Here is an 18737-nt window from a genome sequence, read left to right as displayed (position 1 = left end):
ATTTGGGTTAATTTGTTTGTATCCACTTGCTTTCAAAAACATCACCTTTCAGATACAAAAAAGCGCGATAACTCATTGAGCTACCGCGCTTTGGCTTTATGTCCGTTTAACCGTTAGACAGAATGTTATTATTGAGTAGAGATTCAACGATCTCATTCGAGCTGAGCCCATTGAAGTCAATCGCGTCACCTAAGTGCTCAACTACAATGGTCTGATGCACATTCGTATCGGTGGTAATGTTCAACGATACCGCTTCTGTCGATGCGTCATAATCCGCTGAGATATGTCCTAACAGATCATCCATATCGATCATTGGGCTGTTCAGGTCAGAGATCACTTCACGTAAATCAATCATGTCTTCGTTCACCGTAAAGTCAGTGATGGTATCCACTGCCCCTTCATCAACCGAATCCACTGTCCACTTGAAGGTATCGCTGCCGTCACCACCAGTTAGGATATCTGAGCCTAGACCACCGATAAGCACATCATCACCATCGCCACCCACGATAAAGTCGTCACCTTCCCCACCGATTAAGTTAATGCCTGTGTCTCCACCAACTAGGTAGCTGTCGTCTGTTGCACTTGACTGATCAATATCGTCGTTATCACCGCTCACATCCAAGCTAATTTGGACAGGTGCAGACTGGGCTTCATCACCATTAGATTCTGTTGATATCGCGGTAACCGAAATATCGTAAGAACCGGTATCAATACCACTGTTGGTGTCCGTCGCCACAATCTCTAGCGTATCAATTTCATCGCTTGGCACTGTCCAAGTGGTACCATCGAAGCTAATGCCTGATGGAGAAACTCCACTTGTCACCTCTGCACTAGCAGGTACACCCGTTAGTTCCAGTGAAAGTACCTCGTCAATGTCAGTCAACGCCGCCATGATACCCACAATTGCAAGGCCTTGACTGCTCGCGGTTTGGCTAGCAGCAATTTGACGAACGTAGTTAAACTGAGGATCGATACCTAACGTTGGCGCATCAGCCACTGGGGTCACATTGATAGTGAAATCTTGATTCGCCTCCAATGCTGTACCCGATGCATTTTCAAAGTACACACCGTTGTCTTCGACTTTAACCGATAAGGTGATTGAAGCAGCATCCACGTCTCCTGCATCCACAAAAACGCCCTCAGAAGCATCTGTCGCGCCAAGAACGGAGTTAATGTTATCTGGTGTACCCATTAGGATAATTTCACCAAACATTCCCGCACCTACAGTGACACCACTACCTGCCGGTGGCTCAACACGAACGTCACCTTCTGTCACCGCTAGAGTTACCGTCATGATTTCATTCGCCTGTGCACCAGTAAAGTCGATGTCGCTTACACTAATACCAGTAATTTTCTGGCCATCGGCTTCGTTGATCGTATCCGTTACCGACGTTGCTGTGATTTCAGGTGCGTCATTGGTCGCTTCAACATTCAACACTGCTGTGCCCGCAATTGTGATTGGGTCTGGCGCACCGTTAGTGGTTCCGTCATCTGTGATTTCATAAGTGAAGTTAACATCACCAAAGAAATCTGCAGCAGGTTCAAACGTCCATTCTGTCGCATTGACTTGCGTTAACGTACCCGCCGAAGGATCCGCCAAAGCAACATTACTAATGATCAAGTTGTCCGATTCAGGGTCACTCGCATTACTCAGAAGTTCTGTCGCAGTAATCGTCACCGCGCCACCATCTTCTTCCGTACTACTTAGCGTTACCTCAGATGTTACCGGAGAATCGTTCACCTCGGTGACTTCAAAGGTTGCTGTTCCTGACACTGTCTGAGGATCAGAAGCACCGTTCGTCGTACCGTCATCGGTAATGGTGTAAGTCAGGTTCACCGTGCCGTTGTAGCCCGGGGCTGGTGTAAATGACCATGTACCTGAGACGTTATCGAAATCCAATGTACCGCTACTTGGGTCGACCAATTGAACGCTACTCACTGTCAACGTGTCGTTCTCAATATCAGAGGCATTCGCCAACAAATCAGCTTGGGTAATCTCCACCGCCGCACTGTCTTCAGCAATATCAGAAAGTGTCACTTCAGACGTGGTTGGTGCATCGTTTACTTCCGTTACATTGAACGACGCGCTGCCATTAACCGATTTAGGATCGGATGCACCATCTGTCGTGCCATCATCTGTAATGGTGTACGTGATTTCAACTGGACCGTTATAATCTGGTGCTGGGGTAAACTCCCACTCACCAGTACCGCTGTTGAAAGTAATGCTGCCCGAACTTGGATCGGTTAACTGAACATTGCTAACAGTGAGGTTGTCGTTTTCTACGTCTGTCGCATTCGCGATAAGATCCGCTTCAGAGATAGAGAACACACCACTGTCTTCTGCAATATCCGGTAGCGTCACTGGCGTAGTTTCTGGGGTATCGTTCACCGCCGTCACTTCAATATTGAAGTTGCTGCTGTTGGTATTTAGGGTGTCATCTACCCCACCAATCACGATACCTTCATTGCCTTGGTCATCGACAGTCACGTCCACCTGAACGTCACCAAAGAAGTTCAGGTCCGGATTAAACTCAATCAGGCCGTCTGCAATGGCATTGTTTAGATCGGCCACAGTGCCTTTCAGTTCAACGGAGTCCGTACCATCACCGCTCACGGTTAGGTTGTAAGTAGTGATGAGCGTTGGGTTGAGCTCCAAGATACCGCTGTCTACATTGACATTGAGCACGTACTCAGCGTTCGGATCATCTAGCACCGCATCAACATCTGTAATGCTGAAGCCATCAAGCAGTAACGGAGTATCCTCTTGCGTTTCAACATCCACTGTATTCACGAACTCTGGGCGATCGTTAACAGCTTCTACCTCGACATTAACGTCGAACTCTTTTGGTGTGCCTAGGCTTTGACTTCCATCTAAGCCAGTATCAACGGCCTGCACTTTAAACTCTAATGTGCCATTCCAAGAGTTGTCGTTGCGATCGCCAGAGTTAAAGACCACTTTATCCAGATCTTGAGCATCAATCTCTAGAACGAACACACCGCCACCTTGATCGACAAATGCAGTGCCGTCGGTAAGTTCAATGCTTGCACCGTCTGGCACATTCGCGATCTCTACACGAAGTGTTTCTGGATCGTTCTCTTCATAATTCGCACCATCACCAATTGACTCTTGGTTATCGACCACAAGAGCATTGATATTGATTTCAATGTCTTCACCCTCATTACCTGAAACTAAGGTATCTGGGTTTACATCAACATCATCACCAATTGGATCAATGATCACTTTGAAGTTGCCAGTGTGTTCCGTAGGTACTTTAAGCAACTCTTCCTGTGTGAAGGCAGTAATGCCAATATCAACTTCACCACTGAAGTTTTTCGGTGGTTGGATTTGAATTGAGCTCAAATCAACAGATGTTTGTGTCAAATCATTCAGTTGAATACTCCACTCACCACCACCATTGTTTTTCACCGTGTAATCAGGAGAGCTAGAAGTCACAATAAAGTCGGTCGGTAATCCAGTAAGCTTCAAGGAAACAAACTGTTCTGAACCATCATCATCATTTAGACTCACCGATACGCCGGAGCCTGACTGCGTCAATGAAATAAGAGTATCTTCATCGCCTGTGACAACGATAGGTTGAGAAGGATCTGCACCACTTATCGTAATGTCATCAACCACTGGTGTGATTTCAAACGACACGTTATCAGTGAAGGTGCGAACATCGGTATCGTCGCCAGGGTTAGCAAGCGTGGTTTGATCGATGATTGCGGTGTCCGTGATCTCCCCTTCGATATTAATTTTAACGGTATTTTGACCGCCACCGACTGGGTAATTCTCTTTAGGCTTGAACAACACTTCATCCAATGCACCCGCAGCAATTTCAGCAGCACTGAACTCGATACTTGTGCCTAATGGGTTGCCACTCGCGTCAACAAACTCACCTAACGTCGTGTCATCAAGCGTGAGCTTAATGTTGGTGAGCGTCTCTCTGCCCGCTTGCAAGTTATTTCGGTTATCAGCAAAGTCGACATTCAAGTTGAGCTGAATCAAGCCATCTTCGTAGCCAATACCATCGTTGGTTGGGACATCATTGTTAAGATCGTTCACTGGTTGCTTGTCAGCATCTAAGCCTAACGTACCAGTAATATCGACTGTCACATCTGGTGTCACATTGCTATCAAGAGGTTGATCACCCGAAGAACCTGGGACATCCGCAACTGGCAAGATCTGAACAGGTAGTGACTCTAGCGTAGTGTTTTCATCACCCGATTGAGTATCGGTGGTAACGAATAGAACTGGCAGCGTGAAATCACCAGCCCAGTCTTCGGCAACACGTAGGGTCAAACCATCGAGGCCAGTAATGTTGCCACTCGCATCAATCGAAGCTTGGAACACGTATTTGCCGTCAACGAAGTCAACATCAGTGCCACCAATAACTAGGCCTGGAGGTACACCAGGTGATGAAGGGTCAATAACAAGCGTTAGGACATCTTCTACGCCATCGGCATTAATGGTGGTGACTTTAGATGACAATTGCGTACCCAAATCAACAATATTGTCTTCACTGCCATCAATTTGAACCGTGTTATCAAGGTCAATTTCAGCTGCAACGCTGGTTTGAGGCGTGATGTCTGTTGGGAACTCAAGTGTGATGTCAGTTTGACGTTGAACTGTTGCGTCCTCTTCGACCGTATCTTCACCCAAGTCGTTCACTTGTGCGTAGATGGTTAAGCCAATTGAAGAAATACCGTTGTTATCGCCGTCGTCGGTGTCATCATTAGGTGTAAGATCCAAACCTGCTGGCGCAATAATCGAGAAGTTATCTTCATCAGTGATCGTCCAGCGACCACCACCTTCATTCGATGCACCAACAATGACTAGCTGATTCAAGATTTCTGGGTCAGTAATACTGAATTGAACCACCAATTGAGTCACGACTTCATCAGAAGAATCATCAAACTCCCGATATTTGATGATGTTAGCACCAGCTTGGCCACCAGCACTGGTGTTAATCGTGAAATCGATATGGCCTTGAGCGTCGGCACGAACCACATCTGTCGTTGTACCACCAGACTCTTCAACCAGAAGGCGAGTTTGATCAGCAACATCACCTGTTAAGTTCTCTGGTTCAACAACCGGATTCACTTGAACATTGACTGTACCGTTGATCACGGTAGATGCGATGCCCTCACCCGGATTGCCTGAGTCGACATACTCTGCATCAATTTCTTTCACCGTCACCTGTGTACTCAAGCTAAAGTCAGTACTTGAGTCCTGTTCAAGCTGAACTTGAATATAGCCATCTTGAGTGATTCTGGCAGAGAAGTCTTGCTCTGACTCGTTAGTTCCCGGAGTGAGCGTGATGCTGCCACCTGTCACGGTTTGCGCGACACCGTCAACATAAACAGTACTGCCATTTGGGAAGCCGCTGATTGTTAGGCCAGCAAAGAATTCGTCCGCATCCGGGCTTTGCGTTGCTGTCGGCTCCCAATCAATATTAATGCGCGTGTCTTCATTGCCTTCAGAGCTAACGACATAGTTGTCTTGAGCATCAATCACAGGGGCAACTTTAACGCGGATTTCACCTGTTACCTCACGCGTATGACCATCGTTCTCAGTCACGATAGTGGTTGCTGTGATGGTAATATTTTCTGTCGACGACGCTTCAGGTCGAATAACGATGCCCGAGTTGACGTTAGCATTGGTAATGTTTGCTTCGTAAATCGGTTGGCCTGCTCCATCGTATCCAACAAACGTCAAGTCGATAGAGGCACCATCGTTATCAAACAGTTCTACACCATCAGGGATATTTGACAGAAGCACTGTGATCGACTCTGAACTATCAGCAGGGTTATCTTTCAGCTCTCCAGATACCACACTAAAGGCCAAGCCAACTTCTCCATTTTCGTCGATTTCCGCTTCGATACCACGAACGGTACCATCGTCAAAAATATTCCAAATGCCGGTTTTATCATTCAGCTCGATGTCTGGGATATCCGCTACACCTTTCACCGCGACAATCACCGATTGCGTACCCAAAGAACGAATATCTTGAGCGGTGCCCGTTGATAGAGAGGCGTTGTCTTTCACAATACCCTCTACGTCAAACGTGAAGTCTTCGTTACTGTGTAACGGAGGAAGCACTTCAACATTAGCAAGGCTTGATTCTGGAATTTCGTAGTAAAGAACATTACCGCCACTGTCTGTAACTGTATTGATTTGGCTTGGATTTGCGGTATCAAGCCAAACTAACGTCACACCATCAATGGAGAAATTGTCTATGCGTACAAACAGCTCTTCTGACCCATCTATATCCGCAGAAGGTGTCATCTTAATCACTTCGCTCAGTTGCAGTGGATCATGATCAGTCACTGGATCTACGGTGTCTTGAGTGCGAGCATTGTCCTCGAAGATATTAATTCGGTGAACCGTGAAGCTACCTTCATCCGCAATAGGATTCACGTCTATAACAATTTCTTCTGTATCAGAACGCGCTGTTTCTTTACCGGTTAACGGATTCGTTCCTTCGGTTGTGATGGCAGTGACATCGAGCTTGATTTGACCCGAGAAGTGCTCCGAAGGATCGACTTCAACCTCATTGATACGGCTTGCGTCAACAAGGTATTTGCCACCCGCTTCTGGAATAGGTGTACCATCTGAGTAAACCAACGTCGCATTATCTCCACCCTCGGTAAAGACGAGCTCGTATACGATGGACTCTGGGTTGCTGATATCTTGCGTGTTCGCCTCAATGTCTAACTCAACATTGTTGCCATCTTCATCAACGGTGTAATCGAAGGTGCTGCTAGCGTTCCACGTTGCAATATCTGCAACCGCATCAACTTCAATATCCAAGCGACCATTAATCGTATGGTCTGGCGTACCGTTGTTAAGAATTTCCACACGGATACGAGGATCGATACCAGATGCACCGGTTGATGAATGGCGATCTGGCACAAAGTACAAGTTATCTAGCGAGACAAGCTCACCGTTGAATGACTGCTCGACATTTGATGCATCAAGAACAACCGTATTACCGACAGGCGTTAATTCAATGTAGTTACCGCTACCGTCTCGATAATAGAATGTACCATTGTGCGTGTTCGCATCACGAATGGTGATATCGCCTAAACTTTCCGTACGGTCAATATCGTGCAAGTTAACGACAAGATCGACTTTCGCCGGTGTTACATCCAAGGTCGATAGGTTATCTTGCGTATTCGCCGAATCCACACCAGCAACAACACCGCCACGGCCTTGATCCTCAAAGGCTGTAACGGTAGATGTATCAATTTGCGCGTTACGGTCGGTGATTGAGATATCAACATCTGCATCACTAGTATCACCGTCACCATCGGTTGCAACAACGTTGATGGTGAAATCAATAGAATCTGTTTCTGTATGGTCAAGATCGTCATTCGGGCGGAAAGACACGCGGCCGTCAGTTCGAACAATCAAACGACCGATTTCGGTATCCACTCCGTCAAGAACTTTGTGAACGAACACAACTTGGTTGCTACCGTTCAAATCAACAGAATCCGAGTCAACACCGTTTTGCTTGAAGTAAATGCCTGAATCATCAGCCGAGAATGACGTCACTTGCGCGCCGTCAGCACCAAGATCATCATCGCCCTCTACAGGGTCTCGGAATAAGCGAACCGTGCGGTTTCCTTGTCCCTCAACACGTGAAATAGACGCATCGTACAAGGTTGGAACATCATCAGTAATTGTCACTGGTAAGTTAATACCGGCCGTATCACCATCGACATCAGTCGCGAAGACAGGGAGATCGAGTATAAGTGTATCTTCGCCTTGGGTTGAGTGGTCTAATGCACCCTCAAGCGTAAACTTGTAAGAGCCGTCAGCGTTCAAAACTAGCGTGAACACTGAGTTACCATCCGGTGTTTGACCTTGATAAGTAAAGTTGTTGTTGCTTACCGCGGTTTGAACTAACGTTACCGCGAGGCCACCTGAAGTGACTCCTGAGATTGGGTCAGAAGTAAGATCCAGCTGGTAAGAGACAACCGTATCTGCCCCTTCTACCGTATCGAAATTGCCCGTTGCTTCTAGGCTGTCTTTGTTGGTTGCCTGAGATCCATTCGCGAGGTCATCCTCGTCAACAGCCAAAGCATCTGCTGATGTGATTTCAGGAATATCATCAACAATGGTGATTGGAAGGTTCAGTGATGATGACGTGTCACCATCAAAATCTGTAACTGTAATTGGAATATCAATGACAAGGTTGTTTTCACCTTGAACAGCGTCATGGTCGATCGGTCCCAACAGTTCAAATTGGTAGCTGTCATTATTCGCATCAAGAGACAGCGTGAAGATCTTGTTTGAGGTGCCCGTAATCACTGCTTCGTAACTGGTTACACCACCAACCGAGCTCACCACATTCAACTCGATACTACTACCGTTCGAAGTTAAGCCAGACACAACGGCATCGAGGTCAGAAACTTGGTAGCTGACAATCTCATCTGCACCATCAACGACTTCAAATCCACCAGTCAATACCGTTGAATCGCTACTTGTCGTGTCTGAGCCACCAGCAAGGTCATCTTCATCAACGGTTTGTTGGCTAGAGTCTGTCACTTTCACAATCGCTGGAACATCGTCCACCACGGTGATCGGCAAGGTGATGTTATTGGACACATCGCCGTCAAAATCGGTCGCGTTGACAGGGAAGTTGATGACTAACGAGTTTTCATCGTTACCCGCAGGATGATCAAGTGCACCCAACAGTTCAAATTCATAACTGTCTGCTGAACCATTTAGTGTCAGTTTAAAGACGGTGTCCGTCGTACCTTGTACATAAGCTCGGTACTCAATCACACCATTTGAATTTGAAAACTCAACCAACTCAAGCGGTTGACCACCTGAGGTAAGTCCAGAAACAGGCGACGTTAAGCTATCCAACTGGAAGCTAACGATAGAGTCGGCACCATCAGTAACGTCAAAGTTGCCACCAATGATATTGGATTCTGGCGTGTCGTCCGAACCTTGGCTTGGAATATCATCCTCATCCACAGACAAGGTACTACCAGAGCTAATAGCATCAATGGTTGGTTTGTCATCTACGATCGTCACTGGCAAGGTCGCAGTGATGGTATCGTTGTCGCCATCTGTAATCTTCACAGGTAGATTCAACAAAATCTCATCAGAGTTAACCGCGTGATCTAACTGACCAGATAACTCAAAGTCGTATTTACCATCTTGATGAAGTGTCAACGTGAAGACCGTCACTCCACCCGGAGTTTGTCCCACGTATACAAGCGCGTCAGCAGTTGAAGCGCCAACGTCTTGAGAAAGTGTTACCTCTTCTCCACCCGATTTCAGGTTCGGGATAGGATTTGAGCTTAGATCCAATTCGAAAGCATCAATACCATCTGCGCTAGTGACTTCGAACTCACCTGATACCGTTAATGGCTCTTTCGTTCCATCAGAACCAAGAGGTAAGTCATCTTCGTCGACACGTAGACTTTCAATATTGGTAACAACTGGGACATCGTCCACAACGGTAATTGGCAATGTGAAGGCTGGTGAAGTATCACCATCATTATCTGTCGCCGTCACTGGGAGGTTAATAACAATCTCGTTTTGCTGATTACCATCTGGATGATCAAGCGGCTTCTGTAAATCGAACTCGTAGGTGTTGTTCGTTGCATCCAACGTCAGTTCGAACACCACTTCAGCAGGATTGCCAGCGACACCTTGGTATACGTTCACGCCATTTGCGCTAGAAGACAGAACTAAGGTGATAGCGTCACCATCTGAAGTCAGTGACGCAACAGGCGTGGTCAGGTCACTCAGCTGAATAGAAGCAACTTGGTCAGCACCTTCGGTGATATCAAAAGTACCTGAAATAACAGTATCTTCTGCACTTGCAGCATCTGTACCTGCTGGTAGGTCATCTTCATCAACGGTTTGTTCGCTGCCTGCTAGCAAACCATCAATGGTCGGAACATCATCCACAACCGTAATTGGTAAGGTGATGTTGTTCGACACGTCTCCATCAAAGTCAGTCGCGTTTATCGGTAAATTGATGACCAGTTCATTTTGGCCATCAGCATTTGGATGATCGAGAGGAGCAAGCAAATCGAACGTGTAGCTGTCATCAGAGGCATCGAGGGTCACACGGAATACCGGTGTCGTCGTGCCATCAATACGAGCTTCGTAAACTGAAACGCCACCTGCGTTTGATACTTCAACCATAACCAGAGATTGACCACCAGAGGTCAGGCCTTGTACTGGCGTTGTTAGGTCAGAAACGCCGTACTCCACAATGCCATCAGAGCCATCAGTCGCGATGAAGTTACCTGCAATGCTGTTCGACTGCGTACCATCAGATCCGACTGTTGGGATATCGTCCTCGTCAACCGTTTGCACACTTGTTGCTTCGATGCCACCAAGTGTCGGTTTGTCATCAATGATCTTGACAGGAATTGTCTCAGCAGACGTGTCGCCATCAAAGTCTGTCGCGATGATTGGGAAGTTGAGCGTTAACTCATCACTATCAACAGCATGATCGATTGGGCCTTCAAGCGTGAAGTTATAAGAGCCATCAGTGTTCACTGTCAGCGTAAAGACTGCTTCAGTACCCGCTGTCGCCTCGTAAGTAAAGCTGCCATCACCATTTGCGGTTTCAGTCAATGTAACGGCCACGCCTTGTGATGTGAGTCCTGCAACTGGTGTTGCAGAAGCATCAAGCTGATAGCTCACTACTCGGTCAGAGCCTTGTGTGGTGGTGAAGTTGCCATCGATTGAAATCGGGCCAGTTTGATCTGAACCAATCGTGCCTAAGTCATCTTCATCAACGGTAATCGCATCGACATCGGTAATAGTCGGCTTATCATCCACGATGGTGACTGGGATCGTTTCTGTGGTTGTATCACCATCAAAATCCGTCGCGATGATTGGGAAGTTCAGCGTCAGCCCATCACTGTCTGTCGCATGGTCAATTGGCCCCTGAAGCGTGAAGTTGTATGAACCATCCGTATTAACGGTCAGCGTGAAGACAGCATCGGTTCCCGCAGTTGCTTCGTAAGTGTAGCTACCATCACCGTTTGCAGTTTCCGTCAGCGTCACAGCCACACCTTGTGATGTTAGACCATTAACTGGCGTTGCAGCAGCATCTAATTGGTAGCTTACTACCCCATCAGAGCCTTGCGTTGTAGTAAAGTTGCCATCGATTGAAATTGGATCTGAGCCGTCAGAGCCAATCGTCGCTAAGTCATCTTCATCCACACGGATCGCGTCTACGTCGGTGATGGTTGGTTTATCGTCAACGATGGTGACAGGCAATGTTTCTGTTGAGGTATCGCCATCAAAATCTGTTGCGATAATCGGGAAGTCGATTTGTAGGCTGTCGCTATTCACCGCATGGTCTAGTGGGCCCTGCAGAGTAAAGGTGTAGCTGCCGTCTGGCTTCACCACCAATTCAAACACGGCATTGCCATCTGCTGTGGCAGTGTAAGTAAAGCTGCCATCGCCGTTAGCAGCTTCAGCAAGCACGACAGGCTCACCTTGAGAGGTTAATCCTGCTACTGGGTCTGCCGTTGCATCAAGCTGGTATTTAACAACGCTGTCCGAGCCTTCAGTTGTACTGAAAGAACCCGACATGAACGCATCATCGTTTTGGTCTGAGCCAATTGAGGCGAGATCATCTTCGTCCACCGTGAGTGGAACAACGTTGTCAATGGTTGGAACGTCATCAGTAATCGTGACTGGAATGGTCGCGGTCGTCGTATCGCCATCAAAGTCTGTTGCAATGATTGGGAAGTTCAGAACTAATTCATCGCTGTTTAACGCGTGATCGACCGGCCCTTCCAGACGGAAGTTGTATGTGCCATCAGCATTCACGTTCATGGTGAAGACAGGATTGCCATCCGCGGTAGCCACGTAAGTAAAGCTGCCATCGACATTCGCAGTCTCTACCAAAGTAACAGGCTCACCTTGGGAGGTTAATCCCGAAACAGGATCAGAAGTTGAATCAAGTTGGTAGCTCACCACTCGGTCTGAGCCTTGAGTAGTAGTGAACACGCCTTCAACAAACACAGCGTCAGTTTGGTCTGAGCCAATGCCTGATAAATCATCTTCATCCACAGCCAGAGGCACAACATTATCGATGATTGGCGCATCATCCGTGATCGTGACTGGAATGGTCGCCGAAGTCGTATCACCATCAAAGTCGGTGGCAATAATTGGGAAATCAATCGTCAGGCTGTCGCTGTTGGCGGCATGGTCAATCGGGCCTTGCAGCGTAAAGTCGTACGTACCATCTGTTGCGACATTCAACGTGAAGACAGGATTGCCGTCAGCGGTGGCCACATAGGTAAAACTGCCGTCACCATTCGCGGTTTCCACCAAGGTAATCGCCTCACCTTGAGATGTCAGCCCCGCAACAGGATCTGCTGTTGAATCCAGTTGGTAGCTCACCACTCGGTCAGAGCCTTGTGTGGTCGTAAACGCGCCTTCAACGAACAGATCGCCGCCTGGGTCTGAGCCCACACCGCTAAGGTCGTCTTCATCGACACTCAACGCATCCACCGCTGTAATGGTCGGTACATCATCAACAATCGTGACTGGAATGGTTTCAGTAACGGTGTCGCCATCAAAGTCGGTTGCGATAATTGGGAAATTCAGTGTCAACTCGTCACTATCAACAGCGTGATCAATTGGCCCTTCTAGCGTGAAGTTATAAGAGCCATCAGTATCTACTGTCAGAGTAAATACTGAGTTGCCACCCGCAGTCGCTTCATAAGTGAAGCTACCATCACCATTTGCGGTTTCTGTCAGTGTGACCGCCACACCTTGCGATGTTAAACCGTCAACTGGTGTTGATGAACCATCTAACTGGTAGCTCACCACTCGGTCTGAACCTTGTGTAGTGGTGAAGTTACCATCAATAGAAATTGGATTGCTTTGGTCTGAACCGATTGACGCTAGGTCATCTTCATCAACCGTAATGGCATCTACGTCAGTAATAACTGGCTTATCGTCCACGATGGTGACCGGGATAGTGGCATTTGTGGTGTCACCATCAAAGTCGGTCGCGATGATTGGGAAGTTGAGCGTCAACTCGTCGCTATCAACAGCATGATCGATTGGGCCTTCAAGCGTGAAGTTATAAGAGCCATCAGTGTTCACTGTCAGTGTAAAGACCGACTCGGTGCCTGCTGTTGCTTGATAGGTAAAGCTGCCATCGCCGTTTGCGGTTTCAGTTAGCGTGACTGCCACGCCTTGTGATGTGAGTCCAGCCACTGGTGTTGCAGAAGCATCGAGCTGATAGCTCACTACTCGGTCCGAGCCTTGTGTGGTGGTGAAGTTGCCATCGATTGAAATCGGGCCAGTCTGATCTGAGCCAATCGTACCTAAGTCATCTTCATCAACGGTAATCGCATCAACATCGGTAATGGTCGGTTTATCATCCACGATGGTGACTGGGATCGTTTCTGTGGTGGTATCACCATCAAAATCCGTTGCGATGATTGGGAAGTTCAGTGTCAGCTCATCACTGTCTGTCGCATGGTCGATTGGACCTTGCAGCGTGAAGTTGTATGAACCATCCGTATTAACGGTCAGCGTAAATACTGCTTCAGTTCCTGCTGTCGCTTCATAAGTGTAGCTACCGTCGCCGTTTGCGGTTTCAGCCAGCGTGACGGCCACACCTTGTGATGTTAGACCATCAACTGGCGTTGCAGCAGTATCTAATTGGTAGCTTACTACCCCATCAGAACCTTGCGTTGTAGTGAAGTTGCCATCGATTGAAATTGGATCTGAGCCGTCAGAGCCAATCGTCGCTAAGTCATCTTCATCCACACGGATTGCGTCTACGTCAGTGATGGTTGGTTTATCATCAACGATGGTGACAGGTAGTGTTTCTGTCGACGTGTCGCCATCAAAGTCTGTTGCGATAATCGGGAAGTCGATTTGCAGGCTGTCGCTATTCACCGCATGGTCTAGTGGGCCCTGCAGAGTAAAGGTGTAGCTGCCGTCTGGCTTCACCACCAATTCAAATACGTCATTGCCATTTGCTGTGGCAGTGTAAGTAAAGCTGCCATCACCATTTGTTGTCTCAGCAAGCACGACAGGCTCACCATGAGAGGTCAACCCTGCTACTGGATCTGCAGTTGCATCAAGCTGGTATTTAACAACACTGTCCGAGCCTTCAGTTGTGCTGAAAGAACCCGACATGAACGCATCATCGTTTTGGTCTGAACCTATTGAGGCGAGATCATCTTCGTCCACCGTGAGTGGAACAACGTTGTCAATGGTTGGAACGTCATCAGTAATAGTGACTGGAATGGTCGCGGTTGTCGTATCGCCATCAAAATCTGTAGCAATGATTGGGAAGTTCAGTACTAGCTCATCGCTGTTTAACGCGTGATCAACTGAGCCTTCTAGACGGAAGTTGTATGTACCGTCAGCATTCACATTCATGGTGAAGACAGGATTGCCATCCGCGGTAGCCACGTAAGTGAAGCTGCCATCGGCATTCGCAGTCTCTACCAAAGTAACAGGCTCACCTTGAGAAGTTAAACCTGCGACAGGATCAGAAGTTGAATCAAGTTGGTAGCTCACCACACGGTCTGAACCTTGAGTGGTCGTGAACGCGCCTTCAACATAAACAGCGTCAGTTTGGTCTGAGCCAATACCTGATAAATCATCTTCGTCTACAGCCAGAGGCACAACATTATCGATGATTGGTGCATCATCCGTAATGGTGACTGGAATGGTTGCCGAAATCGTATCACCATCGAAATCGGTGGCAATAATTGGGAAATCAATCGTCAGGCTATCGCTGTTGGCGGCATGGTCAATCGGGCCTTGCAGCGTAAAGTCGTACGTACCATCTGTTGCTACGTTTAACGTGAAAACAGGATTGCCATCTGCGGTCGCCACATAGGTAAAGCTGCCGTCACCATTGGCGGTTTCCACCAAGATAATCGCCTCACCTTGAGACGTTAGCCCCGCAACAGGATCAGCGGTTGAATCCAGTTGATAGCTCACCACTCGGTCAGAGCCTTGGGTAGTGGTAAACGCACCTTCAACGAACAGATCGCCGCCTGGGTCTGAACCCACGCCGCTAAGGTCATCTTCATCGACACTCAACGCATCCACCGCTGTGATGGTAGGCACATCATCAACAATCGTGACTGGAATAGTTTCAGTGACAGTGTCGCCATCAAAGTCGGTTGCAATAATTGGGAAATTCAGTGTCAGCTCGTCACTATCAACCGCGTGATCAATTGGCCCTTCAAGCGTGAAGTTGTATGAGCCATCAGTATTCACTGTCAAAGTCAATACAGGGTTGCCACCCGCTGTCGCTTCATAAGTGAAACTACCATCACCATTTGCGGTTTCTGTTAGCGTTACCGCTACACCCTGCGATGTTAAACCGTCAACTGGTGTTGATGTGCCATCGAGTTGGTAGCTCACCACTCGGTCTGAACCTTGTGTGGTGGTGAAGTTACCATCAATAGAAATTGGATTGCTTTGGTCTGAACCGATTGACGCTAGGTCATCTTCATCAACCGTAATGGCGTCGACGTCAGTAATCACTGGCTTATCGTCCACGATCGTCACAGGGATCGTGGCATTTGTGGTGTCGCCATCAAAGTCGGTCGCGATGATTGGGAAGTTCAGTGTCAACTCATCGCTATCTACTGCGTGGTCGATTGGCCCTTCAAGCGTGAAGTTATAAGAGCCATCAGTATTCACTATCAGCGTAAAGACCGCTTCACTACCCGCTGTTGCTTTATAGGTAAAGCTGCCATCACCATTTGCAGTTTCCGTCAATGTGACTGCCACGCCTTGTGATGTAAGGCCAGCCACTGGTGTTGCAGAAGCGTCAAGCTGATAACTCACCACTCGGTCCGAGCCTTGTGTGGTGGTGAAGTTGCCATCAATTGAAATCGGGTCAGTCTGATCTGAGCCAATCGTACCTAAATCATCTTCATCAACGGTAATCGCATCGACATCGGTAATGGTCGGCTTATCATCCACGATGGTAACGGGCAGTACGATTTGGCTTGTGTCACCATCGAAATCGGTAGCAATGACGCTAAAATCAAGGGTTAAGCTGTCGCTATTTGCCGCATGGTCGATTGGACCTTGCAGCTCAAAACTGTACGAGCCGTCGGTATTCAAAATTAATGTGAAAACTGCACTGCCATTTGCCGTTGCGCTGTAGGTGTAACTGCCGTCTGCATTTTGCGTTTCGGCAATGGAGACGGTTTGCCCTTGAGATTGCAGGCCATTTAAAGGATCAGCATTTACATCCAACTGATACTGTACGACGCCATCAGAGCCCTGAGTCGTCGTGAACTGACCTTCAACCAGCGTTGGCTGTGATTGGTCAGAGCCTACCGAACTTAAGTCATCTTCATCGACGGTAAGAGCAACAACGTTGTTAATGGTTGGCACATCATCAGTAATGGTTACCGGTAGAACAAGTGAACTGGTGTCACCGTCAAAGTCCGTTGCGACAATAGTGAAGTCTAGCGTTAAGCTATCGCTACCCACAGCATGATCGATTGGACCTTCAAGGGTAAATGAATAAGAACCGTCAGGGTTCACTTGTAAGGTGAAGATAGCGTCCCCTTCTGCCGTTGCAGAATAGGTAAAGCTGCCATCTGAGTTGGTTGTTTCCGTCAGAGAGATAGATCGACCCTGTGATTCCAACCCATTGAGTGGATCAGTGCCGCTCTCTAATTGATAACTTACAACACGGTCTGAGCCCTGAGTCGTCGTGAAGCTGCCTTGCGCGAGCACAGAGTCGCTTTGATCGGAGCCGATGCTTGATAGATCATCTTCATCGACGGCTAGTGCATCAACGCCATCAATCGTAGGAACGTCATCTTGAACTTGAATGACAATTTGCGCCGCTTCTGGTGTGTTCGAACCTTCGGTAATCGAGGAGCGGTCGCCATCTGCATCTACCGCGTAAACTGGCAGTGAGAAAGTAAGCGAGTCATCGTTAGCACCCGTATGATCGAGTTGTTCATACAAGTTGAATTGGTATTCGCCCAATGTAGGCGCATCAATCGCCACATCAAATACGGTGATACGCACGCCATCCAGCTCGATGAAGCCTTCGTAAGTGCGCACGCCGTTACTCTCGGACGCAAGTTCCAGTTGAACAACCTGCCCTTGAGATTGGAGTTCTCCACCAACATTAAACTCTGTAGGTTCCAACTCATAGTGATCAATGATGTCACTTCCGACCGCTGTCGTGATCGACCCAGTACCACTTGTTACTACCGCGCCTTCCTGTGAACCTTGGTCACCCCCCGCCTCGTCTAAAGACAATCCCGTCACGTTTTCAATCACTGGATTATCGCCATCAAGGATGGTCATCGTAAAGGTGTTGCTTGCCGTATCTTGGTCAAAGTCGACGATTGTGGTTGGCAAAGAGAGCTCAATCGTATCTTCACCGTTTGTTTGTTCTAACGGCTTAAATTGCTCAAATTGGTAGGTACCATCAGTATTCAAACTGATGGTTAAGACGGTTTCATTCGAGCCCGCAATGGACAAGATGATAGTACTGCCGTCTTCAGAGAGTACCGCTTCTGTTGCCTGATTATCACTCAGTAGGCCATCGAACTGACTAAGTCCTTCTTGATTAAACGTGACCGTTGCCAATTGATCACTACCAATATCAACAAAGGTGCCAGTAATTGGTGTAGAAGAAGATTCAACGTTTTCAAAAGTAACGTTTTGCGGCGCAGGGTCATCACCATCAATAACGGTTGTCGTAAAATCGATAGGCGCTTGAATGCTGTTCCCACCAATATCTGCGCCAGTAATATCAAAAGCAATATTGATTTGATCACCGACGATCGATACTTGGCCATCAGCAACAGACGCAATATGGTCAATACCCTGGCTAATCGTGGTAACGACCTCTAACTCTAAATCACGGCCTAGAGATGTCGCTTCGATCTCGATACGAAGCACTTCGTTACCTTCTTGAGTACCGATAATGGCATTTTGCGCTTCGTCATAAACGAACGCCACTGGCTGACCACCAGAGGTAATATCACTGTTAAGCTCACTTAACAAAGACTCTAAAGAAGACGTTTCGGGTACAAATGAAGTAGTATCAAGTGCGAGATCCCCTGCTTCAACCAGCACACTAGACGAAATGGTTTGCGGGTAGCTTGATAGAGAAATTGAGCCTTCTGTTACTTGAGAAGAAAGAGACTGACCGCCGTCAGCAAAAATGGTGATGTCGAGGCCATCAATATCATCGTCGGTTTCGGTATCACCGCTTGGAGCCGATGTCTCGAAGAAGGTTGATGCGAGTACTTCAGGATTGTTGTACTCAATGGTAACAAAGCCCGCATTCGCAGAACCGGAACCACCACCTCCGCCAGGGCCTGCAGCGGTTGCTTCTAAAATGGCGGTAGGGTCGGCACCTTGCAAAATGGCTTGTTGAATCGCAGCCACGTCTTCTGCACCAAACTCAGCGTTTGCCGCTGCCGTTGGGTCAACATTGACTTGTCCGTCAACAGACGCTTGAACGACCGCTTCCGTCGGTACGGCTTCAGGTGTCGGCGCTGGAATGCACGCCACACAATTTTCGTCCACTAAATAGAGAGAACCTTCCGCTAACACTTCAATTGAAGCGCCGTTTTCAGTGATAATGACATCACCCGGAACCAGTGTATCTCCAACGTTAACCGCTCTGACCTTCCCCTCAAGGTCTAAAGCGTAAACATCCCCTTCGACAGCGTCTACAATGACGGCTTGCGGCACAGCTTGTGTACTCATC

The 18737-nt window shown here is 47.8% G+C and carries 1 protein-coding gene; it reads right to left on the bottom strand.

Annotation, left to right across the window (positions count from 1 at the left end; genetic code table 11):
• Positions 1-106 precede the first annotated feature (106 nt).
• A complete protein-coding gene (locus tag C1S73_RS22270) occupies positions 107-18736 on the bottom strand; it encodes a retention module-containing protein (protein WP_038867960.1) in 18630 nt (6209 codons plus the stop codon).
• Position 18737 lies beyond the last annotated feature (1 nt).

It is taken from the genome of Vibrio jasicida 090810c, from assembly GCF_002887615.1.
Classification (GTDB): domain Bacteria; phylum Pseudomonadota; class Gammaproteobacteria; order Enterobacterales; family Vibrionaceae; genus Vibrio; species Vibrio jasicida.
This window is presented reverse-complemented; position numbering and strand designations above follow the sequence as displayed.